Consider the following 20710-nt stretch of genomic DNA (forward strand, 5'->3'; position numbering starts at 1 on the left):
TCGTAGACCAACACGTCCACCCCCTCCAGCATCGCCGGGGTCGGCTTGCGGTGCTCGCCGTACAGTGAATAGAAGCGCAGGCCCGTGCGCGGGTCGGTGTAACCCTCCCACTCGATCATGTTGTCCTGCGTGTGGCCCCAAATGCCGTGCTGGGGGCCGAAGACCGCCTGCACACGCAGCTTCCCTGCCCGGTGCAGGGGCAACAGGTGGTCCAGGATATGGACGTAGTCGGCGGCGACGCTCGCCTGATGACAGACCAGGCCGACCGATTTGCCCGCCAAGCAGGCAAACCCGTCGGCCAGGCACCGGTCGAGTCCGGTCAGCACACGGGGCATGGCCCCATTGTGGCCGTGCCCGGACTCGGATTGCGTCCCCGGGTCAGGCCGCCTTCTTGCCCGCCGTCCCGCCGAGGGAAAGGGACACCGTCTGCACGCCGATCTCTTGCAGGTCGGAGGCTTGCCCGGTCGCGGTGTTCACAAACCGGTAGGCCGCCGCCCAGTAGCCCGACGAGACGGTGACGTCCTGGCTCAGCCCGCCCGCGGTGAACGCCACGATCGCCTTGCTGCGGTAGCCGCCCTTCTGCGGCTTGCGGTTGGCGCCCGACAAGCGTTGCACGAGCAGTTCGGCCTTGACCCCCAGCGGCGTCGCCGCGCTGGCCGTGAACGTGACCTTGCCCGTCCCCCCCGCCGCCGTCATCGTGATGTCCGGCGGCGTGAAGCCGGTGGCCGGCGGCGTCGCCGGAGGCGTGCCCGTCGTGTTGGCTTGCAGCCACTTGGTCGCCAGGCCGATGTAGGCGTTGATGCCGTCGGCGAACTTGCGTGTGCCCGTGACCGGGTCGTGCTCGACGTGGCTCTGGGCATAGGCGTCCCACGCCTCCACCTGGGCGGCGGTCAGACCGCGGTAGGTGGTCGCGGCGGTGGTGAACCGCCCGCGGGCGGCCTGCTGGGCCGCCGTGCCCGGGTTCGCCGGGCTCGTGCGCTCGCTGACGATGGTGCCCTCGCTGGTCAGCTTAAAGGTGACCGGGCCACTGCTGCCGCTCAGCCCGCCGACGATGACAGTGCGTTTCAACTTTGCCATGGTTGTGCTTCTCCTTCATTGGACGCTCGCCCCATCATTGGGACAGGAGAGGCCCGGCATTGCCGCCCTCGCCTAGGCTTTATCATTGGAGGATCACTGGGCAATCTCCATGGGTGTTTTGATATGAAGCCTGCCTGCTCAACGGCGGGCAGAGCTCGACGATCTCACGCGCTACCAACTGTAGCCTATACAAATGGCATATACTCCCCGCTCCCAAGAAACGGGGCCATGTCCGACAATCACTCCTGTCTTCGGCGAAGTCGCGAACCAAGCCTTGGTGCCGCATGGCCAATCTCATATTCCGCCCCTTATCAAGGACTTGATGACAACATTTTCAATCCAACAAGGCAACGTGAAGTTTCCTCTTTACGCTCAGTAAGCATGAGTGCTAAAGAGTGATTTTCGATCTTATAGCATGTCAGCCATAGCCAAACTTTCAGACACAATGCACAAACTAGATTCGCGTGCTCAATCATAGGTTGCCAAGTGTTCCACTTGGAGATACGAACTGCACGGGCTGGAATGTCCCAACTCATCCATTCCTGCTCGAATCGGTTAAGACATTGTAAGCTAACCGACATGCTTCTTGATAGGTGGCCAATTCGGGTGTTCCATATGCTGCACACCAAGGCTTTCCATCCAGGATGGGAATCAAATTGTCATACGCGTCTCTGACCCGCTCCATCGCTCGCGCCTCCTGCGGGGAAGAAAGGACGTTACCAACAAACGCATCTAGGGAAGATGTTTGTTCGATTGCCCAGGATAATGATGCTTCCGTATTGTCAAGCACCATCGCCTTGTCCGAATCCAGATATGTTTCAAGTCTGCTGATAGCGAATAGACAACCCACTGTCTCTTGCCTAATGTTCTCGCTTGAGTTTTTTGGAATATTCATGTTCATGACATGTTCCCGTGCTTCCACATATCCCAAACACTTCGCAGAATGTGACGCGTGCCCCTGATGCTGACCAGTGCGTCTGCCGAGCGGTCTCTACCCCTTTGCACCTTGCTCGTCATCCTTTCGGCCCGAGTGGTCGTCGCCCAAATCCTTGGACTTCGCCGCGTTAGTCGTTCCCTGCTTCGTGACTATCTTGTCGAGCAACTTGATGTCCTCCAGCATTTTCTTGTTACTTTCCGCCAGTGACAGTGTGAACTGTAAAGCCTGAATGGCATAGAGCAGGCTCACTCCTGAAAGGGCCAAGATGGCGATGAGCCGGCGCTTCGAAACTGTCATACTATGATTTGTCCCTTGCGTTCATCGCGTGGTACGCTTCGTTAAGGTCCTTCTGTGCCTGAAGGCACACCCTGCATGAAAATAGTTCAATGCCGATAGTGAGCACAAGGATCACAATGGTCACGACATAGAGCCACTTGGACTGGTCGACGCCGTCGAGAGTCTCGTTATTCATCCTCACCTCCGCCCCTCACCTTACCGGCAAGATCAATTCCACTCGAGACACCCTTCCCAATAACATCACGTGCCTCTTCGATCAGGACGTCTGCAGGCCCAAGCCCATTTTCATCAATTGAAACAAAACCTCCTGCAATGCTACCACCAGCCACCTCAATGGGTCCACTAATATATTGGCCTTTTGCCTCCTCTAGCGCGATCCTCCGTACGCCTCGTACGCCATCGGAAATGGCCACGCCGATGCAAACCGCGCGCACCCAAGGCCGCGGCTTGGCCGACGCCATTTCAGAAAGCAAGCTCATCCTCACTCCAAGCAGATGTCTGTTTCAAGTATAGGGGATTGCCCGACGGACGTCAATCGTCTTGACACCGCCTTGATGTCTCGCCGGCCACGCCCCGCCCGCGAGCGGCCTGCGGGGCCGCCGTGTTCGGGTTCGCCGGGCTCGTGCGCTCGCTGACGATGGTGCCCTCGCTGGTCAGCTTAAAGGTGACCGGGCCACTGCTGCCGCTCAGCCCGCCGACGATGACAGTGCGTTTGAACTTTGCCATTGTTGTGCTTCTCCTTCGGTGGATGTTCGTCCCATCGGTGGGACAGGAGAGGCTTGGCGTCGCCACCCTCCCCTACGGCTGCTCTTGGCGGCAAGCCAGGTGATCTTTACAACGACTAGCAGTAGTTTAGAAGGCAGTTATCTCTAAACTTACGCCAAATCTCCAGACACGTTGGATCGCCATCGGTTAGCTTATCATAGAAGCTTTCATCACGGAAGAACTCTCCTGAATAGATCAATGATCTAACATAACTAAAATCGAACACGCTTAAACAGAACGAATCCGGAAACCTACCTTCAGTTATTGCAAATAGTTCAATGGGGTAGAACCGAGGATAAGGAATACCGTCTACTTCAACTAGCAACATTGCCTCAGAGTTGATTATGGCCAGGCCAAACACATAATAATTATGACCGACAACAAGTGGCAAGTAATTTACAGGCCCATCACTGAAAAATACGTATTCGTTCTTATTACATACAGCAGTCATAGATAATCATCACGGGTTCAAAGATGGAGGAGTGCCGTACACTGGGTTCTTGAACTTAAAGCCTGATCCAGCACCACTACCGTTACCATTCCAATAGTGAATATCAATGGTGTCCCCGTTTGGAAGCTGAAAGCGGTGGCCACGCCGATGCAAACCGCGCGCACCCAAGGCCGCGGCTTGGCCGACGCCATTTCAGAAAGCAAGCTCATATTCACTCCAAGCGGATGTCTGTTTCGAGTATAGAGGATCGCCCGACGGACGTCAATCGTCTTGACACCGCCTTGATGTCTCGCCGGCCACGACCCACCCGCGATGCCCGTCGGGACTCAAGTCGGACGCCTCATCTTGCTTTCAGTGAATGAAAATACCGGATTTCCCATACCCAGAACAGCAAAATCATCTCCATAGTTGGCAATTGTTACTAGCATCCACGTTGGAAGTTGGCTGACCGACTTTAAATGATTCCAGAAAAGCACGCCACTTGCATCATGTATCAAAGGTATATCCGATCCCGTCAACTTGCTTATGTCAAAAAGCACTAGGGTCGACACGATCAACGGAAAGACCATTCCCGACGCGACGATTACCGGGTCGTTTACACCTTCCACGACAAGATCATATTGCCTGTCTCGCTTTGTAAATGCCAGATTCACGCTTGAATCTCCTCTCCTGCAAATGCTTGCGAGTTCGGCGTCATGGAGCTCTCCAAAATAGAGTTGTAAGTGTTGGACAGCATTCATATTACAAGTTTCTACTCAGTTAACCGGCCATCTCACCTATGGTGAGGGCTCTGCGGGTTCCTCCAAGGTACCGGAGGATCGCTCGGCAAAGGGGCTCTGCCGTCCAGGGCTCGCTTGCCGCCAACCCAGTCGTGGCTATGGTCTGGCATCGACTCATGACCACCGCTTGTGTCGTAGGCTCGATCAACAATGGGATGACCATCGTCACCATACCTTCGCGATGTATGCCGCCGTGCCACCCGGCCTCGTCCCGACTAGGGGACAGGAGAGACGCGGCACAGCCGCCGTCCCATATGTTTGTTCTTGGCGGCAATGCAAGTTGTCTTTATGTAACCTTGGCCCAACAACTCACGCCTTGCTCGTGAACCTCAGGCGCGGATCTTACTTTAGTTCCACGACAAACTCGGGGTGATAGTCCGTCACGGCTTTCATCACCTCTGGCTTCAGATACTCACGACGCGTTGATTTGCCCGAGCGCCTTCCCCTAGCCTCGATTGAAAGCTTGTACCCTAGATAAACACGGGCGTAGGAGTAAGACATGGGCGATATCGGACGCTCTAGTCCTGCATCATTTACATATACATCGACTTCTTCGTCGGTGTAGTTGACTATGATTAGTCTGGTAAGGTGACTACAACCCGCCAGAATTGTTCCGACGATCATCACACCGCACAACACAAGCGGCTTTCTATTCATTGCTCTTGGAATGGAGGCCTCCACTGGACATCAGTCCGATAGTTGTCCGCATCATTTTCCAATGACGCGTCGTCATGGGATCGTGTTATGACATATCCTCTAATGATTTCAAAAATGCATAGCACTTCTCCCATCTACTTCATCTGCTGGATATGTTGATGTTCATGTTTCCGCTCGGACCACACGGCCAGCCCTAGACGTCCCTGACGAAACTGAGTGCTTTCGCGGCGGCCACGACAAATACTGCTAAAACGACGATACTGGTCGTGTTAGGCCCATAGTCGCAGAATTCAGCAAACCCGTAGAAGAGCACTCCTGTGAAGAGGAGAATAGCACGAGTGGTGTGATTCTGACGCCGCCATGATACGCTCAGTATGACCATACTCAAAGAGCATAGGATATTGAATGCGATTGCCAGCCAGAGTTGCCCAGGAGTACTTTGGCCTTGCCATATTTCACTGTCCGGTTGTGTAGTTTGACCTGCCGCGCGAGCCAGCTCGATGGCAGTTGGAAGCAGGGCCAGATTCAAGCATGCGTCATAAAGGCCAAGAAAGCCCAAGCCAAGGACTGCCATATAGAAACTCTTCTGTCGGTAGTCGCTCACTTGCACCGTTCTCGTCATCTGTTTCAAGTATAGGGGATTGCCCGACGGATGTCAATCGTCTTGACACCGCCTTGATGTCTCGCCGGCCACGCCCCGCCCGTCGCCCGGCGACCGGACCGGCTGCACCAGTGGCGCCCATCCAGAGTCAAGCCAAAGTCGGGCCACCCGTCCTTAAGGTGGTTGTTGCCCAGCGAGCCGCTCAAGCTGAACTCGTTCTTCAGGCGACAAGGTCGCTCCGTGCACCAGGACAATCTGCGCCAGTCGGGCGTCCTTATCGGCAAGTGCAATGGACTTTGCGGATTCGCCGGACTCAAATTCAAGGTTAACGTCCGCCCCAAACTGCAGATAACGCTCTCTACAATTGTATTCTTTGCGAAGATCACATTCGCCAAATGGTTCATCGAGGATGTAAATTCCCCATACTGGCCTTGTTATTCATACCGATCAAAGTCTTGGTGGACATCAGAAAGGGTCCCGTGACCCTGCGCCAAGACCAACATCTCAAAGAGCTTGGATTAACTCTTTAAGGCCTGATTCGATCGGCCCAATCAAGACAATGAGGGTGGCCAACGCAATATCAAGGAGAACCAACAAGATAAGGAGCAGGACAATGTGCTTTGGGAGATTCTTCACTGACGCGGTTTCCTTGTGATTTGTCGATCAAGACCGGACAGAATATGGTCTGACACAATAATCAGCCTATAGCCAAGGAGAGTCACAAGGAAGAGCGCGACAATCGCAAGCCAGGTGGCGATACTCACGGCTTTCTGATCAGTTCGGTGTTCAGACATTAGAGTTACCTGAAGCGAGGGTCATATATCCCCTTGATTGCCTTAAAAACGGCATTAATGGCACCGATCCCTGGAATCTGTACGTGAAGGCGGTGGCCACGCCGATGCAAACCGCGCGCACCCAAGGCCGCGGCTTGGCCGACGCAGAAACCGGCCCATGGCCCTATCATAACCGGTGCGCCGCCGTGCCGTCGGCCCCCGGTGGGCGCACGGGCCGCACCAGCGGCGCCCGTCCCCGAGCCGTCGTCCGACCGTCGGTTTCCCGTCACCCTCCCGTCACCCTCCCGTCACCCTCCCGACTTCCCCACGAGGCGGGAAGACCGCGCGGGGCAGGCGCGGCCCCCGGGGGCGGCCCTCGTGACGACGGGCGCACCTGCCGATGATCAGAAGGGATGGCCAAGGTCCAGGCGAGTGTGGCGGCGGGCGGGCTGAGCGGCAGCAGCGGGCCGTGCGTGTTCGTGCGCCGGCGCGACGGGTCGGTGGTGCTGCGCGAGAGGGTCGACCCGCGCGACCCGCGCACGGCGGCGCAACTGGCGGCGCGGGAGGCGATGCGCCGGGCCAGCGCGGCCTTCGCCGCCCTCGACCCCGCCCAGATGCAGGCGTGGCTCGACTACGCCCGGCTCCAGGCCGAGGCGGACTGGGCGCAAGGGGGCCGGGCGCAGCCGAACGCGCTGAACGCCTACCGCCGCCTGGCCCTCAAGGCCCTGCAGGTCGACCCATTGGCGGCCCTGCCCACGCTGCCCCCGTCCGCCCCCTTTGGCGGCGACGCGGTGACGTTCGCGGTCGGCGCGACCGGCGTCGGCGTCGTCTTCACCGCCAGCGGGCCCGACGCGCCGGGCGTGGTCACCGAGCTCCTTGTCCAGCCGCTGCGCCTGGCGGTCTCGCCCGTCGACCCGGCGAAGTACCGCAGCCGCGGGTTCGTCGCCTTCGCCTCGGCCGGAGAAGAGGCGCTCGCCCCGGTGCGGGCCGGCTGGGTCGCCCCGGCGGTGCGGTTCGTGCGCGCCGCGACGGGGCAGGTGTCGCCGCTCCTCGCCTTCGCGCCCGTCCGGGTGGGGTGAGGGGTCCCGGTAGAATGGCAGACCTGGCTACCGGTCAGAAGGCCGACAAAGACTTTGCCATGTTTTCGGGCCCAAGGGAACTCTCCAGCATGTGGTCAGTTGAATTAGGGTGGACAAAGAGCCAATGACGACGAAGCCCATCAAGTTGGCACGGGCCCCCATTGTCGAGGCAGTTGTCGATTTTAACTGTGAGCTTGACCCGGACTTCTCGCTCGCCTCGGTCCAAGGTGAGGCGTTGAGGACGTTTTCAGCCTCATACCCCACGGAAGAAAGGCAATGGGTGCAGGAGTTTCGTGTCCAGAAAGACCCGGACGGCACGAGCCACAGTAGCTCGGCGGCCCTCAATGCCTTGCAGTACCGGTCTCACGACGGCAAACAGATCGTCCAGGTCCGTAGGCAAGGCTTCGCGTTCAATCGCTTGGCACCCTACGAATCGCTTGACGCTTACCTGCCTGAAATGAAGTCGCGATGGGAAGATTACCAGTCCATGATCAATGTTGTGATCGTGAGACAGGTCGCCTTAAGGTACATTAACCACATCGTTTTACCCATTACAGGCGACACGTGGGAGACCAGTGACTATTTCAAAGTCTCGAGCAGCAATGTTTGGGGCGACACCGTGCTCATCACCGACTTTCTGTCTCGTTATGCCGGGAGCAGTTCGAAGTATCAGGCCCGGTGCCAAGTCTCACTTGCGCCGCTGACGCCTCAGGGCGTGGTCCTCGATATTGGGGTCGTGAGCGACGTCAGCCTTGAACCGACGCAATGGCCACAACTGCTTGAGACCATCCAAACTCTGCGTAGCTTCAAGAACGAACTCTTTATGGGGGCCATGACCGACAAATGCTTGCAGTTGTTCCAATGACACTTCTGGCGCTTAAGGATTCACCACACAAGTTTGGCCCGTCGGGCTTTTCTGAGGCGGCACTTGCCATGGAGTCTCGACTCAGAGGCCCCAGTTCGAGTAGCGACTTCTCCAGCGTGTCCAGCACAAGAGACAACGTCCTCAACACCGGTTTAGTGGAAGCGGTGGCTGATTCGGCAATTGCCATCGACGAGCAGACTGTCCGCCTTGCCAATCAGATACTCAATTCACTGCCGTCGAATGTCATGGAACCCGAGTTCGTCATTGAGGACGACGGTGCGGTCGCTTTGGACTGGACACTGGGGAGGTTGCAGGCGATTTCCGTGAGCATTTACGGGAACGGCCGCATCGGCTACGCATGGCTTAACGGCACTTCGAGCGGGCACGCCGTCACCAAGATCACCGGCGACAGGATTCCTGAGACAGTCCTGCAGCAAATCCGGGAGGTAGCGGGAGCCAGTGTTACCCTCCGGAATGCCTGATGTCGTCGCTGACGACGAGCACCTCGCCCGGTTCGTTGCCGAGAGCAACAAGCGTAACCAAGAAGGAGCGACGTGGAGGGCGTTTGTGCCGCCTGCTTCGGGAGAATTGTCCACGGCCAGATGTGGCTCCGACATGGTCGAGCTTAAACGACTCGCCATTGTCTATCTCGGCCATCATGACACTTTGGGGGCGGCAATCTTCTCGGCAGGCTCAGTCCGCGGTTGCCGTCTTACACCGATAGCGAGCGAGCCACCGGATAAGCATTGCAACATTTGTGGATGGCCAAACGACGCCGACAGTGCGGTTCAAAAGGAGAAGCGTAAGGAATTGGCGATGAAGCTCCGTTCTACGGTTCTCCAATGGACACCGTTCGGTTAGGCGTGTTTATGGGCTTCGAGCGTCGGTCACGGCCTCGGTGACACCGACCCCCTTGGCCCGCGCCAGATCGACGGCCAACTTGTAGGCACGCTCATTCTTGATATTGAGCACCATGGAGGAAATCTATCAGATCATGGAGGAATTGTGGCGGCGGGCGGCTAGACCGCCTGGTCGAGCAGGCGTCTGCTCTGCGGGTCGAGGGCGTCGACGTCGGGGACTTCGAAGCGGTTGCCGTCCACGTCGATGATGAGCAGTTGGCGCGGGCCGAGCCACTGGGCGTTTTCCTGCAGGCTCTGGGTGACGAACTCTTTGTGGCCGCGGTCGGTCTCGACCGACCAGTACGTCGCGCCGAACTCCTCCTTGGCCTCATGGATTTTGGTCACCCGCCCGTTCAGGTAGCGGTGGGACAGCTCGTCGCTGACCAGGGCCCACTGTTCGGGCGACAGCTCTTTTTGGGGGTCGGTGAGCATGACGATCTGCTTGCCCTTGCCGTCCACCAGGCAGAGGTAGCGGCCGGGGTGGGTGAGGGGGGCGGCCCAGGCGGGCTTGACGGTCACGTAGCTGCGGTCGTCGAGGGTGAGGCGCAGGCGGCCTTCGGGTCTATAGAAGAGTTCCATCATGGTCGGGAGCCCCGGTGCGCGGGGTTGGTTTGGTCGTAGAGGTCGTGGTCTTCCCATCCGCCGGCGAGGCGCAGCGACCGCCGCATGGTGCCGACGCGCCGGAAGCCGCACTTTTCCAGCACGCGGACACTGGCGGCGTTGCGGGGCAGGACGCCGGCTTCCAGCCGCATGAGGTCGGCTTCTTGGAACGCCCAGTTGACGACGGCGGTGACGCCCTCGGTGGCGTAGCCCCGGCCCATATGGGCGACGTCCACCGAATAGCCGAGCAGGGCGCACTGGACAGGGCCGCGGACGACGTTGTAGAGGTTCACCAGGCCCACCAATTGGTCAGGGTCGGCCAGCGACCAGGCAGCGAACCGGTATTCGGTGTCGGCCATGGCGCGCCCGGGGACAGGGCCGAGGGCCCGCCGCCAATAGTCGGCGGTGAAGTACTCCTCGGCCCGGGGCGGCTCGGTCCAGCCGTGGGCCTCGCGGTTGCGCAGGCGGTAGGCGGCGAACTGCTCCGCGTCGGCTTCGGTCGGGGTGCGCAGCACCAACCTTTCGGTCAGGACGTGCACCCCGCCTTCGGCCCAAGGGGCCGTCATCCCACCGCCCCCACGCCGATGACCTCGTTGATCTCCGTCTGGGTCTTGACCAAACGGTAGAAGACGCCTTTCTTCTCCATCAGCTCCTCGTGGGTGCCGATCTCGGCGATCTTGCCTTTTTCGAGGACGACCAGGCGGTCGGCGTTGCGCAGGGTGCTCAGCCGGTGGGCGATGGCAAAGGTCGTGCGTCCCTTGACCAGGTGGGCGATGGCGGCCTGGATCTGCTTCTCGGTCTCGACGTCGACACTGGAGGTGGCCTCGTCGAGGATGAGCACGCGGGGGTCGTGGAGGATCGCCCGGGCGATGCTGATGCGCTGCTTTTCCCCGCCGCTGAGTTTCGACCCGCGCTCGCCGACGAGCGTGTCATAGCCGTCGGGTTTGCTGAGGATGAAGTCGTGGGCGTTGGCGGCGACGGCGGCGGCGACCGCCTCCTCGAACGACGCCTCGGGGTTGCCGTAGGTGATGTTCTCAAGGATCGTGCCGTGGAAGAGGAACGGTTCCTGGAGGACGATGCCGATCTGCGACCGGTAGTGGCGCAGGTCGAGCTCGCGGTAGTCGGTGCCGTCGATGCGGATGACGCCGGCGTCGGGCTCATAGAAGCGGCTGATGAGGTTGATCGTGGTGGACTTGCCCGCGCCGGAGTGGCCGACGAGGCCGATCATCTCGCCGGGGGCGACCTTGAAGCTGACCCCGTTGATGACGGGGTTGGACTTGTCGTAGCCGAAACGGACGCCGTCGAACTCCACTTCGCCGGTGACGGGGGTCTTTTTGCCGTCGTCGTCGACGGGCTCGGGGGCCATGTCGATGATCTCGAAGATGCGTTCAGCACCGGCCATGGCGCGGGTGAACCAGTTGTTGAGCATGGCGAACCACTGGAGGGGCCCGTACGCCATCGCGAGGTAGGCGTTGACGACGTAGAACTGGCCGAGGGTGAGCTTGCCCGTGAACATGAGGTAGCCACCGTAGGCCCAGTGGACGACGGTGCCGAGGGCGACGCAGAAGGTCATCGCGCCGAAGGCGGTGTTCCAGGTCATGTCGGCGCGGGCGGCGGCGTCACGCAGCTCGTTCGACCGGACGAGGAACCGCTCGTACTCGTGGTCTTCTTTGGCGAAGGCCTTGACGACGCGGATGCCGGTGAGCGACTCGTTGAGGTGCATGTGCACCCGGGCGACCTTTTGGCTGACCTTGTGGAAGAGGTTGCTGACCGGCTTCCACAGGCTGCTGCTCATGACGGCGACCACGGGGATGGGCGACAAGATGGCGAGGGCGAGGGGCCAGTTGATGAGGAACAACTGGACGGCGACGGCGGCGAGGAGGAGGAAGTTCAGCCCCATCCACGGGAGGCCGTCGACGAGGAAGAACCAGACCCGTTCGGTGTCCTGGGTGACCCGGCTGGCGATGGCGCCGACGGGTTTTTTGTCGAAATAGGACAGCTTGAGGAACTCGATGGCCCGGTACACCGCGGTGCGCAGGTCGCTGGAGATGTAACAACCCAGCCAGGTCGTCGTGCGTCCGTTGACGATTTGGAGCAGGCTGGCGACGAGCACGGTGAGGGCCCAGAGTCCGACGAACTGGAAGAGGGTGGGCACGCTCTTCTCGCCACTGGTGAAGTTGTCGAGGATGAGGCCCTGGATCTTCGGCGGGGCGAGGTTGATGAGGGTCGAGCACGTCGCGGTGACGCCGAGGAGCAGGGCGCGTTTCCAGTACGGCTTGATGAAGGCGAGGATGCGGAGCATCGTCTTGCCGCGGCGGACGCAACTGGGGCACACGCCGTCTTTTTCGGGCAGGAGCCTCCCGCACTTGTCGCACCTCGTCTTCTCGACCTTGAGGTTGATGTCGAAGGGCTTGCCCTCACAGAGTTGTTCGATGCCGCGGGCGGCCTCGCTGAAGAGGTGGGCCCGGGTCATGGAGTAGGTGACGAGGGGGATCTCTTCCCCGGTCTTGGTCTGGACGACGAGTCGGCCTCCCGAGACGAGCGGTTCGTTGCGGGCGCCGCGCGCCTCGGCGACGGGCACCTGGGCGAGGGTGACGCCCTTGGGGTCGCGCACGGTGACGTGGGTGGCGGTGACCTCCAGGGTGCGACTGCCGAAACGGGCGTCCTCGGTCAGGTCTGCTTCGAGCGAGACCAAGACCTCTTCAGAGACAGGTATGGCTATGGCTGTGTCGTTCAACTGCATGGGACAGGGGCGCGGGGCCGCCGGGTGACGCGGCTCTGGCGCGGTGTCGGTCGTGAGTCCACAGGTGGGCGCACCGAGAATGGCGCGCGAGAACGATGAGGGTTCGGAGTCCTGGGCCGGACAGGACTGGCGGATGCGGAAGTTACCAGCCCGGAGGCGTCAGGGCGCGAATGGTCCTAGGACGGGCTTTGCGTCTCGACGGGGGGCAGGTTCTTGCCCCAGGCCAAGTCCAGCAAAAAGGCGCGGACGCGGTCGGCGTCGCCCTCGTCGCACAGTCCGGCGAGCATGTCGAGTTGGGGGCGCAGGACAGCCCACCCGGTCGTGTTGGGGTCGCTGACGCGCAGTATCTTGGGGTTCTCGCACGGGGTGATCTCTTCGGCGGCGTAGCTGAGTTCCTCGTGCATCTTTTCGCCGGGGCGCACGCCGATGTATTTGATCTCGATGTCACGCCCGGGCTCCAGCCCGTGCTTGCGGACAAGGTCGTAGGCGACGTCGATGATCTTGACGGGCTCGCCCATGTCGAGGATGAAGACGTCGCCATTGCTCCCCGCCGCGCCGGCCTGGACGATGAGTTGGGCCGCCTCGGGGATCGTCATGAAGTAGCGGGTCATGTCCGGGTGGGTGATGGTGACCGGCCCGCCCCGTTCGATCTGCTTGCGCAGGATGGGGATGAGGGAGCCCCGGCTGCCGAGGACGTTGCCGAAGCGCACGGCGGCGAAGCGGGTGTCACTGCGCTCGGACATCGCCCCGACGACCATTTCGGCGACCCGTTTGGTCGCGCCCATGACGTTGCCTGGGTTCACGGCTTTGTCGGTGCTGACGAGGATGAACCGCTTGACCCCGTGGCGGACGGCGGCCTCGGCCAGGTTCAGAGTGCCGAAGACGTTGTTCCGGACGGCCTCGACAGGCATGGCCTCCATGAGGGGGACGTGTTTGTGGGCGGCGGCATGGAAGACGATGGTGGGGCGGAACTGGCGGAACACGGTCTCGACGGCCTGGCGGTCGCGCACGTCGCAGATGACCGGGGTGGGGATGAAGAGGCCCTGGTGGCGCAGCTCTTGCTCGATCTCGAAGATCGAGTTCTCGCCTTTGCCGAGGAGGACGAGGTTGGCGGGGGAGAGGGCGGCGACCTGGCGGGCGAGTTCGGAACCGATCGACCCGCCGCCGCCGGTGATCAGGACGGTCTCGCCCGAGACGTAGCGGGCCGCGACGGCGGGCGACGTCTCGACGCTGCGGCGTTGGAGCAGGTCTTCGACGTCCACCCGGCGCATGATGGGGAGCATCTCCCGGTCGCCGGCGACGAGCATCGAGATCGACGGCATCATGCGCACCCGCGCCCCGGTGGCGGCACAGGCGGCGAGGAGCCTTTGCTGGTCGGACGGGCTGGCGCTGGGGACGGCGACGAGGATGTCGGTGACGCCGAGGTCGTCGACGAGCCGCTTGACCAGGGTCAAGGGGCCGTAGACGGGGAGGCCGTGCATCCGGCCGCCGATCTTTTTGGGGTCGTCATCGACAAAGCCGAGCACTCGGAGCCCGTGGTTGGTGGAGGCCCTGAGTTCGCGGAAAAGGATGTCCCCGGCCCCTCCCGCCCCGACGATGAGGGCGGCGCGGCCCTGGGCGGCCTTCTGCTTCGGGAACAGCGACTTGAGGGGCATCCGCACGGCGACGAGGAACGTGTAGGAGAAGAACCCGGCGAGGAACGACATCGCCAAGTGGCCGCTGGCGGGGGACTTGCCGCTGAAGGCGAACACGACCAGGCAGGAGACCACGGTGGACACGGCGACGCCGCCCAGTTCGAGGAGGTCGGACATGCCGAGGAAGCCGACGTTGGGCCGGTATGTCCGCCGCCACACGGTGACGAGCAGGCCGGAGAGCCCGGCGGCGAGGAGCGTCCAGCCGAAGCCCGCGACGCGGGCGGAGTCGTAGACCGGGCCGCCACGCAACAACGAGGCCAGGGACACCGCCAAGACAATCAGGACGACGTCGCGGACGACGGTCCAAACAAACCTGGTGTCTTGGGGAGGGGTCTTCATGTCAGCGCCGGATGATGGTCTCAAGGATCAGGAACGACTGGAGGGCCTGGGTCGCGCCCTGGATGGTCAGGCCCTTAGGTTGGCCGACCATGATGACGTCGCCTGGTTCGAGGACGGGGTTTTGGGTCAAGTCACCGTTCTTCAGGAAAAGGTCGAGGTGGAACTCGGTGACCTTCATCGTCCCGTCCGGTTGCTTGCGGCCCAGGAAGACGTGCCGTTGGCTGCCGTTCGGCCCGATCCCGCCCTTGGCGGCGATGGCGTCGGAGAGCCGCATCACAAAGCCCGGACGCAGGGGCAACGCCCCAGGGGCCTGGACTTCGCCGAGCAAGGTGACGCGCTTGAGGTTGAGCTGGACCCAGATGATGTCGCCGTCTTGGACGGTGAAATCGACGAGTTTGCCTTCGGAGAGGATCTTGCCGGTGTCGATGATGTAGGTCTCGCCCTTGCGGAAGACAAGGACGTTCTCGTAGCTGCCGCCGCCACTGATGCCGCCGGAGCTTTCGATGACCTGCATCAAGTTGGTGCCCTCGCGGACGCGACGCTCACCGGCCGTCACGATCTCGCCGCCGATCGTGATCTGCAAGGTCTTGGGGGTGTCGACGAAGAGGGTGTCTCCGGGCTCCAGGGGCAACCCTTTGGCCGTGGACGACACGTCGACGTCCATCATCTGGGGCCCGCGCCGGAGCTTGACGGTGTAGAAGTTGGTGTTTTCGAGGTTTTCCTTGACCCCGCCGCTTTGGACAAGGAGTTGTTGGGCGGTGGTGCCCTCGACGACCCGGTACATGGCCGGTTGCTTGACCGCTCCGGTCGCCCAGACCCGGATGACGGGCCGGTCGAGCACCGACACCACGTCTTGCGGCTTCATCTCCAGGGCCCCGTCCGCGCTCGAACCGTTGATGACGTCGATGAAGGGGACCTTGACGATCAGTTTGCCTTCGCGGAAGACCCTGACCTCGTAGTCCTCCTTCCGGTCGGGGACGACGACCAAGGCGGCGACCTGGCGCAGGGTCATGTCGGGGACATAGGTCAGCGGGCCGATCACCTGGCCCGTCACCGATGTGACGTACACGAACAGGGGACGGATCGAGTCGATCAGGACCGTGATGTGAGGGTCTTTGATGATCTTGACCAAACCTTTCGTGACGTGGGCTTTGATCTGGTCCACCGTCAGGCCGTCGGCGACAAACCGGTCGAAGCCGTAGCCCAAGACCGTGCCGTCGGGCAGGATCGAATACGAGCGGGTGTATTCGGAGAACCCGTCGACGATGACCTGGAACGAGTCGCCGATCTTCAGCTTGATTCCCGGCGGCACCGTCTGGGGCCGGTTTTGGACACCGCCTCCCGCCATCACCAGGGCAATCAACGCAAGCGCCTGCACACCGCCAGATTACCAGAGGCCCCGTGGCAGGCCAGGTAGCCTCGTCACGTGGCGACGCGGGTGGGAGTTTGGGGGACTGGTTCGATCGGTTCCCGCCATCTCAGGGTGCTCCGCTCCCTTCCCGACGTGACCCCGGTCGCCGTGCCGACCCGCGCGGAACGGGTCGCCTTCTGGGAAGAGCAAGGCTACGCCGCCACCGCCGACTGGCGCACCGCCGGGCTTGACGCCCTCGTCCTGGCCACCGACACCGGACGTCACGCCGCCGACCTGGCCACCTTGGGCCGTCTGCCTGTCTTGGCGGAGAAGCCGCTCTTCGCCGACTACACCGACGAGTTGGCCCGTCAGTTCGCCGCCCGCCCCGGCCTCTACGTCGGTTGTTGCCTGCGCTTCCACCCTGCCGTCGGCGCGTTCCGGGCGGCCCTGCCCGCCCGGGAGGGACTGCAGTCCGCCCATGTCTCGTGCGAGACCGACCTTTCGGCGTGGCGGCCCGACCGACCCTACCAGGACGCCTACTCCGGCCAGGCCGGACAAGGCGGGGCGCTGCGCGAGCTGATCCACGAGGTGGACTTGGCCGGTTGGCTTTTTGGATGGCCCTCCGCCGTGACGGGAAGCGTCGAGCACCACTGGCGGATCGAGATCCCCGACGAGACGTGGGCGTACTACGCGGACGAGCCCGGCGCGACGGTCCGGGTCAGGCTCGACCTCGCCGCGGAAGAGACCAAGCGGGGCGTCCATGCGACTTGGCATGGCTTCGGGTCTTTGACCCTCGACCTGGTGAAGGGGACCGTCCACCGGGCGCAAGGCACGAGCCTCGAAACGGTGTTTGACCGTCCCGTCGACCGGGACGAGATGTACCGGCGTCAGGCCGAGGCGTTTGTCAACGCGGTACGGGGCGACGGTGACCCCGGCGTCCTCGCGACCGGTGCCGAAGGTCTCCGGGCCTTGGCTGTCGTCGAGGCGGTACGATCCAGTTCGGCGACCGGCCGCCCAACTCCCGTGCCATGGCCCGACCTCTCCACCCCGTCCTCGCCCTGATCCCCGCCCGCGGCGGAAGCAAAGGGTTGCCCGGCAAGAACATCCGCCCGCTCGCGGGCCGACCCTTGCTCGCCCACTCTGTCGCCCTCGCCAAGATGTGCCCCGCCGTCGCCGAAGTGGTCTGCAGCACCGACTCGGAGGAGATCGCCGCCGTCGCCCGTGAGGCCGGGGCCAGTGTGCCCTGGCTCCGCCCGGACAGCCTGAGCGGCGACACCGCCGCCATGTGGCCGGTGGTCCGCCATGCTCTGGAGAACACCCCCGGCGACTTTGGGTCTGTCCTGCTCCTGGACCCAACGAGCCCCGGGCGCGTGCCCGAGGACATCGCCGCCTCGGTCCGTCGGCTGGAGGCCGACGACGCCGCCGACGGCGTGGTCGGCGTGTCCGAGCCCGAGTTCAACCCGATCTGGCACTGCGTGGTCGAGCGTGACGGCCGCATGGCCGACCTCGTGCCTGAGGGACGGACGTACACGCGACGGCAAGACTTGCCGAGGGTGTTCCGCATCAACGCTTCCTTGTACCTGTGGCGCGCCGACTTCGTCCGGTCATGCGACAACTGGCGTGACGGGCACATGCTCCTGCACGAGATCCCCGAGTCACGGGCGATCCACATCGACACGATCGACGAGTTCGACGCCGCCTCGCGGGCCATTGCGGAGGGACGGGTCACTCTCCCGTGGTTGGCCCGATGAGCGACGTCCGCGACCTTATGTCCCTCGACGGCCGGGTGGCGTTGGTCACCGGCGGGGACGGCCACTTGGGCCGGGTCGTCTGCACGACCTTACGCGGATTGGGTGCCCACGTCGTCGCCCTGGACCGCGCCGCCTCCGAGGGCGTCGTCGCCTGTGACTTGGCCGACCAGGGCGCCGTCGAAGCCGTCACCCGGCAGGTGACCGCCGACCACGGCCGGCTCGACGTCGTCGTCCATTGCGCCGCGTTTGTGGGCACCACCAAGCTGCCGGGATGGGCCGAACCGGCCGAGTCCCAGTCTGCCGAGGTCTGGGGGCAGGCCCTGGCCGTCAACGTCAGTTCGCTTTTCACCATCGTCCAGACCGCCCGGCCCTTCCTCGCCGCCAGTGGCAAGGGTTCAGTTGTGGCGGTGTCGTCGATCTACGGCAAGCACGGCCCCGACATGCGCCTTTACGAAGGGACGTCGATGGGCAACCCGGCTGGATACGGGGTCACCAAGGGGGGCCTTGAGCAACTCGTCCGCCACATGGCGGTCACGATGGCGCCCGACGTCCGTGTCAACACGATCAGCCCCGGCGGCATCTTCCGCGGCCAGCCCAGCACCTTTGTGGAACGCTACGAGCAACGCACCCCCATGCGGCGTATGGCCACCGAAGCCGACATGGCCGGTGCGGTCGCCTACCTTTGCACCGACCTTTCCCTCTACGTGACGGGGATCGACATCCCGGTGGACGGCGGCTGGGGGGCCTGGTGAGCTGCTTCATCATCGCCGAGGCCGGGGTGAACCACAACGGATCGCTTGACTTGGCCATGAAGCTGGTCGACGTCGCCGCCGACTCTGGGGCGGACGCGGTCAAGTTCCAGACGTTCAGTGCCGACCGGCTGGTGACCAAATCGGCCCGCAAGGCGGCGTACCAGGCCGAGACCACCGGCGCGGGCAACCAATACGAGATGCTCAAGGCCCTGGAACTGACCGCCGACGACTTCCGACAGCTCGCCCGCCACTGCCGCGAACGCCATGTCGAGTTCATGTCCACCCCGTTCGACCTGGAAGACGCCGACCTGCTCGCCGACATCGGCGTGCGGGCCTTCAAGACACCGAGCGGCGAACTGACCAACCTCCCCTATTTGGAGCACGTGGCGCGGAAAGGCAAGCCCATGTACGTCTCCACCGGCATGGCCGACCTCGGCGAGGTCGAACGCGCCGTCTCAGTGGTCCGCTCTGCCGGTAACGACGATCTCACCCTGCTCCACTGTGTCAGTTCCTACCCGGCCCCGTTCGACCAGGTGAACCTCAACGCGATGGCGACGATGGAGTTGGCCTTTGGCGCACCTGTCGGGTTCAGCGACCACACCCAAGGCATCGAGGCGTGCGTGGCCGCCACCGCTGTCGGGGCCGCGTGTCTGGAAAAGCACTTCACCTTGGACCGGAGCCTGCCCGGACCCGACCACCAAGCGTCGCTCGAGCCTGACGAGTTGAGGCGGCTGGTCACGGCGGTCAGGAATGTCGAGGCGGCCCTGGGCGACGGGGTCAAGCGACGGATGCCGTGCGAAGAAGACACTGCGCGGGTCGCGCGCCGGAGCGTCACCCTGTCGCGTCCAGTAAGCTCCGGGCACGTACTGGGCGCAAGCGACCTTGTCCTACGCCGCCCCGGCGACGGCGTCACGCCTGACCGGATGTCGGAATGCGTGGGGCGGACGGTCGCCCGTGACCTGCCCGAAGGAGCAACCCTCCAGTGGGCCGACCTGAAATGAGGCGTGTCGGCGCGGTCACCGTCGCCCGGAGCGACTACGGGCTCTACACCCCGGTCTTTGACGAGGTCCTGGCGCGCGGCATGGACCTCGGCGTCGTGGCGGCCGCCGCCCACCTCAGCCCTCGGTTCGGCCACACCGTCGACCAGATCGTGGCCGACGGCTATCCGGTCGTCGAACGCCTCGACTTCACGCCGGAAGACGACTCGCCGGCAGTGGTCGCGGCGGCGGCGGGCCGGGCCACCGCGATGTTCGCGGAAGCCTTCGCCCGCCAAGGGTTCGACATCCTCCTCCTGCTCGGCGACCGCTACGAAATGCACGCGGCGGGCGTGGCGGCCGTCCCCCTCTTGCTCCCCCTCGCCCACATCCACGGGGGAGAGGAGACCACGGGGGCGATCGACAACGTGTACCGGCACAGCCTGACCAAGCTGGCCCACCTTCACTTTGCCAGCACCGAGTCCCATGCCCGGCGCATCCGGCAAATGGGCGAGGAGGACTGGCGGGTGACCGTCAGTGGCGCCCCGGCGGTCGACCGCATCATGCGCGCCGGTCCGGTGCCCTTGGAACAGGTGGAGGCCCGACTGGGGCATGCGTTCCCAGAGGGTTCGGTCGTCGCGACGTTCCACCCCGTCACGACCGAGCCCGGTGAGGCCGAGAGTCAAGCGGAGACCTTCCTGCGCGCCCTCAAACGGTTTGGAAGGCCGGTCGTCTTGACCATGCCCAACGCCGACCCGGGCGGGCTGGCCGTGCGTCGTGTGGTGGCCCGATGGGCCGGGGAACCTTGGCTTCACATCCACGAGAACTTGGGGGCCAAGTTCTATGTCGGCGTGATGTCCCATGCAGGGGTCATGGCGGGCAACTCCTCCAGCGGCATCATCGAGGCGGCGTCCTTTGGCCTGCCCGTCGTGAACGTCGGTGACCGCCAACAGGGCCGGGAGAGGAGTGGCAACGTCATCGACGTCCCATGTCAGGAAGAGCCCCTGCTCGCCGCCCTCCACCAGGCCGCCACAGACCCTGCGCTCAGGGGATGTCAGAACATCTACGGCGACGGCCAGGCGGCACGGCGCATCGTCGACGTTTTAGAGTCGGTCACGCTGGGACCTGGACTCATCAAGAAGCCGTTTGTCGACCGTTTGTAAGGGAAAGTCCTGGAACACCGGTGGCTTGTATGCCGTCCATCAGGTAAAGATTCACTTATCGCCTTTGGCGGATGGTTTGACATGATTGGGATCGACGGTGGGAGGCCCGGCTATTTCCCGGGGGTGAGGCAATAGCTCGGCTTCGGAGTATCGACAATATCGC

20 protein-coding genes are annotated in these 20710 nt (G+C 62.8%); 8 read left to right on the plus strand and 12 right to left on the minus strand.

Translation table 11 applies throughout. The annotated features are described in order from the left end of the window. The 6 genes from KF857_11035 to KF857_11060 form a co-directional block, all read right to left on the minus strand. The coding region (locus KF857_11035; GenBank protein MBX3112534.1) for a DUF1343 domain-containing protein at positions 1-335 on the minus strand (335 nt) is incomplete at its 3' end. Positions 336-378: 43 nt separating this feature from the next. Continuing rightward, entirely contained in the window at positions 379-1077 is a 699-nt protein-coding gene (locus KF857_11040; GenBank protein MBX3112535.1) for a hypothetical protein, read from the minus strand. Between the two features lie 991 nt (positions 1078-2068). Further along, complete coding sequence (locus KF857_11045) at positions 2069-2311, minus strand: hypothetical protein (GenBank protein ID MBX3112536.1); 243 nt, start codon at positions 2309-2311, stop codon at positions 2069-2071. Between the two features lie 167 nt (positions 2312-2478). Beyond that, positions 2479-2790 carry a hypothetical protein gene (locus tag KF857_11050; protein MBX3112537.1) on the minus strand — a complete coding sequence of 104 codons (312 nt, stop codon included), beginning with the start codon at positions 2788-2790 and terminating at the stop codon, positions 2479-2481. Between the two features lie 52 nt (positions 2791-2842). Then, complete coding sequence (locus KF857_11055; GenBank protein ID MBX3112538.1) at positions 2843-3037, minus strand: hypothetical protein; 195 nt, start codon at positions 3035-3037, stop codon at positions 2843-2845. Between the two features lie 2119 nt (positions 3038-5156). Beyond that, on the minus strand, positions 5157-5585 hold the full coding sequence (locus KF857_11060; GenBank protein ID MBX3112539.1) for a hypothetical protein: 429 nt from the start codon (positions 5583-5585) through the stop codon (positions 5157-5159). Between the two features lie 1165 nt (positions 5586-6750). Between KF857_11060 and KF857_11065 the strand changes: the two genes are divergently transcribed. The 3 genes from KF857_11065 to KF857_11075 all read left to right on the plus strand — a co-directional run bounded on the left by KF857_11065 (position 6751) and on the right by KF857_11075 (position 8763). After that, positions 6751-7416 carry a hypothetical protein gene (locus tag KF857_11065; GenBank protein ID MBX3112540.1) on the plus strand — a complete coding sequence of 222 codons (666 nt, stop codon included), beginning with the start codon at positions 6751-6753 and terminating at the stop codon, positions 7414-7416. A gap of 124 nt (positions 7417-7540) precedes the next feature. After that, on the plus strand, positions 7541-8281 hold the full coding sequence (locus tag KF857_11070; GenBank protein MBX3112541.1) for a TIGR04255 family protein: 741 nt from the start codon (positions 7541-7543) through the stop codon (positions 8279-8281). Next, entirely contained in the window at positions 8260-8763 is a 504-nt protein-coding gene (locus KF857_11075; protein ID MBX3112542.1) for a hypothetical protein, read from the plus strand. The genes KF857_11070 and KF857_11075 overlap by 22 nt, the downstream gene beginning before the upstream one ends. A 385-nt stretch (positions 8764-9148) precedes the next feature. Here KF857_11075 and KF857_11080 read toward each other — a convergent pair whose 3' ends face one another. The 6 genes from KF857_11080 to KF857_11105 all read right to left on the minus strand — a co-directional run bounded on the left by KF857_11080 (position 9149) and on the right by KF857_11105 (position 15934). Continuing rightward, positions 9149-9256, minus strand: coding sequence for a type II toxin-antitoxin system VapB family antitoxin (locus tag KF857_11080; protein ID MBX3112543.1), 108 nt, complete (start codon positions 9254-9256; stop codon positions 9149-9151). Positions 9257-9300: 44 nt separating this feature from the next. Continuing rightward, entirely contained in the window at positions 9301-9762 is a 462-nt protein-coding gene (locus KF857_11085; GenBank protein ID MBX3112544.1) for a DUF1854 domain-containing protein, read from the minus strand. Next, positions 9759-10346: a GNAT family N-acetyltransferase gene (locus tag KF857_11090; GenBank protein ID MBX3112545.1), complete on the minus strand. Its 588-nt coding sequence runs from the start codon at positions 10344-10346 to the stop codon at positions 9759-9761. The genes KF857_11085 and KF857_11090 overlap by 4 nt, the downstream gene beginning before the upstream one ends. Continuing rightward, positions 10343-12475: an ABC transporter ATP-binding protein gene (locus tag KF857_11095; GenBank protein MBX3112546.1), complete on the minus strand. Its 2133-nt coding sequence runs from the start codon at positions 12473-12475 to the stop codon at positions 10343-10345. The genes KF857_11090 and KF857_11095 overlap by 4 nt, the downstream gene beginning before the upstream one ends. Before the next feature lie 224 nt (positions 12476-12699). Next, positions 12700-14556, minus strand: a complete 1857-nt coding sequence (locus KF857_11100; protein MBX3112547.1) for a polysaccharide biosynthesis protein — start codon at positions 14554-14556, stop codon at positions 12700-12702. A gap of 1 nt (position 14557) precedes the next feature. After that, positions 14558-15934 carry an SLBB domain-containing protein gene (locus KF857_11105; protein MBX3112548.1) on the minus strand — a complete coding sequence of 459 codons (1377 nt, stop codon included), beginning with the start codon at positions 15932-15934 and terminating at the stop codon, positions 14558-14560. Between the two features lie 48 nt (positions 15935-15982). Between KF857_11105 and KF857_11110 the strand changes: the two genes are divergently transcribed. From KF857_11110 to neuC, 5 genes are read left to right on the plus strand one after another with little or no spacing between them, the layout of a single operon-like run. Continuing rightward, positions 15983-16969: a Gfo/Idh/MocA family oxidoreductase gene (locus KF857_11110; protein ID MBX3112549.1), complete on the plus strand. Its 987-nt coding sequence runs from the start codon at positions 15983-15985 to the stop codon at positions 16967-16969. Then, positions 16936-17658 (plus strand): acylneuraminate cytidylyltransferase family protein, encoded by a 723-nt coding sequence (locus tag KF857_11115; protein MBX3112550.1) that lies wholly within the window; start codon positions 16936-16938, stop codon positions 17656-17658. The genes KF857_11110 and KF857_11115 overlap by 34 nt, the downstream gene beginning before the upstream one ends. Beyond that, positions 17655-18410, plus strand: coding sequence for an SDR family oxidoreductase (locus tag KF857_11120; protein MBX3112551.1), 756 nt, complete (start codon positions 17655-17657; stop codon positions 18408-18410). The genes KF857_11115 and KF857_11120 overlap by 4 nt, the downstream gene beginning before the upstream one ends. Then, entirely contained in the window at positions 18407-19411 is a 1005-nt protein-coding gene (gene neuB, locus KF857_11125) for an N-acetylneuraminate synthase (protein ID MBX3112552.1), read from the plus strand. Before KF857_11120 ends, neuB begins: the two co-directional genes overlap by 4 nt. After that, on the plus strand, positions 19393-20547 hold the full coding sequence (neuC, locus tag KF857_11130) for a UDP-N-acetylglucosamine 2-epimerase (hydrolyzing) (protein ID MBX3112553.1): 1155 nt from the start codon (positions 19393-19395) through the stop codon (positions 20545-20547). Before neuB ends, neuC begins: the two co-directional genes overlap by 19 nt. Positions 20548-20710: the final 163 nt, after the last annotated feature.

The sequence above is a fragment of the Fimbriimonadaceae bacterium genome (assembly GCA_019638795.1).
Lineage (GTDB): Bacteria > Armatimonadota > Fimbriimonadia > Fimbriimonadales > Fimbriimonadaceae > JAHBTB01.

Excerpts from the sequence above, each read along its gene's own strand:
- KF857_11040 (MBX3112535.1), bottom strand. The coding sequence starts at position 1,077 with ATGGCAAAGTTGAAACGCACTGTCATCGTCGGCGGGCTGAGCGGCAGC.
- KF857_11045 (MBX3112536.1), bottom strand. The coding sequence starts at position 2,311 with ATGACAGTTTCGAAGCGCCGGCTCATCGCCATCTTGGCCCTTTCAGGA.
- KF857_11050 (MBX3112537.1), bottom strand. The coding sequence starts at position 2,790 with ATGAGCTTGCTTTCTGAAATGGCGTCGGCCAAGCCGCGGCCTTGGGTG.
- KF857_11055 (MBX3112538.1), bottom strand. The coding sequence starts at position 3,037 with ATGGCAAAGTTCAAACGCACTGTCATCGTCGGCGGGCTGAGCGGCAGC.
- KF857_11060 (MBX3112539.1), bottom strand. The coding sequence starts at position 5,585 with ATGACGAGAACGGTGCAAGTGAGCGACTACCGACAGAAGAGTTTCTAT.
- KF857_11065 (MBX3112540.1), top strand. The coding sequence starts at position 6,751 with ATGGCCAAGGTCCAGGCGAGTGTGGCGGCGGGCGGGCTGAGCGGCAGC.
- KF857_11070 (MBX3112541.1), top strand. The coding sequence starts at position 7,541 with ATGACGACGAAGCCCATCAAGTTGGCACGGGCCCCCATTGTCGAGGCA.
- KF857_11075 (MBX3112542.1), top strand. The coding sequence starts at position 8,260 with ATGCTTGCAGTTGTTCCAATGACACTTCTGGCGCTTAAGGATTCACCA.
- KF857_11080 (MBX3112543.1), bottom strand. The coding sequence starts at position 9,256 with ATGGTGCTCAATATCAAGAATGAGCGTGCCTACAAGTTGGCCGTCGAT.
- KF857_11085 (MBX3112544.1), bottom strand. The coding sequence starts at position 9,762 with ATGATGGAACTCTTCTATAGACCCGAAGGCCGCCTGCGCCTCACCCTC.
- KF857_11090 (MBX3112545.1), bottom strand. The coding sequence starts at position 10,346 with ATGACGGCCCCTTGGGCCGAAGGCGGGGTGCACGTCCTGACCGAAAGG.
- KF857_11100 (MBX3112547.1), bottom strand. The coding sequence starts at position 14,556 with ATGAAGACCCCTCCCCAAGACACCAGGTTTGTTTGGACCGTCGTCCGC.
- KF857_11115 (MBX3112550.1), top strand. The coding sequence starts at position 16,936 with ATGGCCCGACCTCTCCACCCCGTCCTCGCCCTGATCCCCGCCCGCGGC.
- KF857_11120 (MBX3112551.1), top strand. The coding sequence starts at position 17,655 with ATGAGCGACGTCCGCGACCTTATGTCCCTCGACGGCCGGGTGGCGTTG.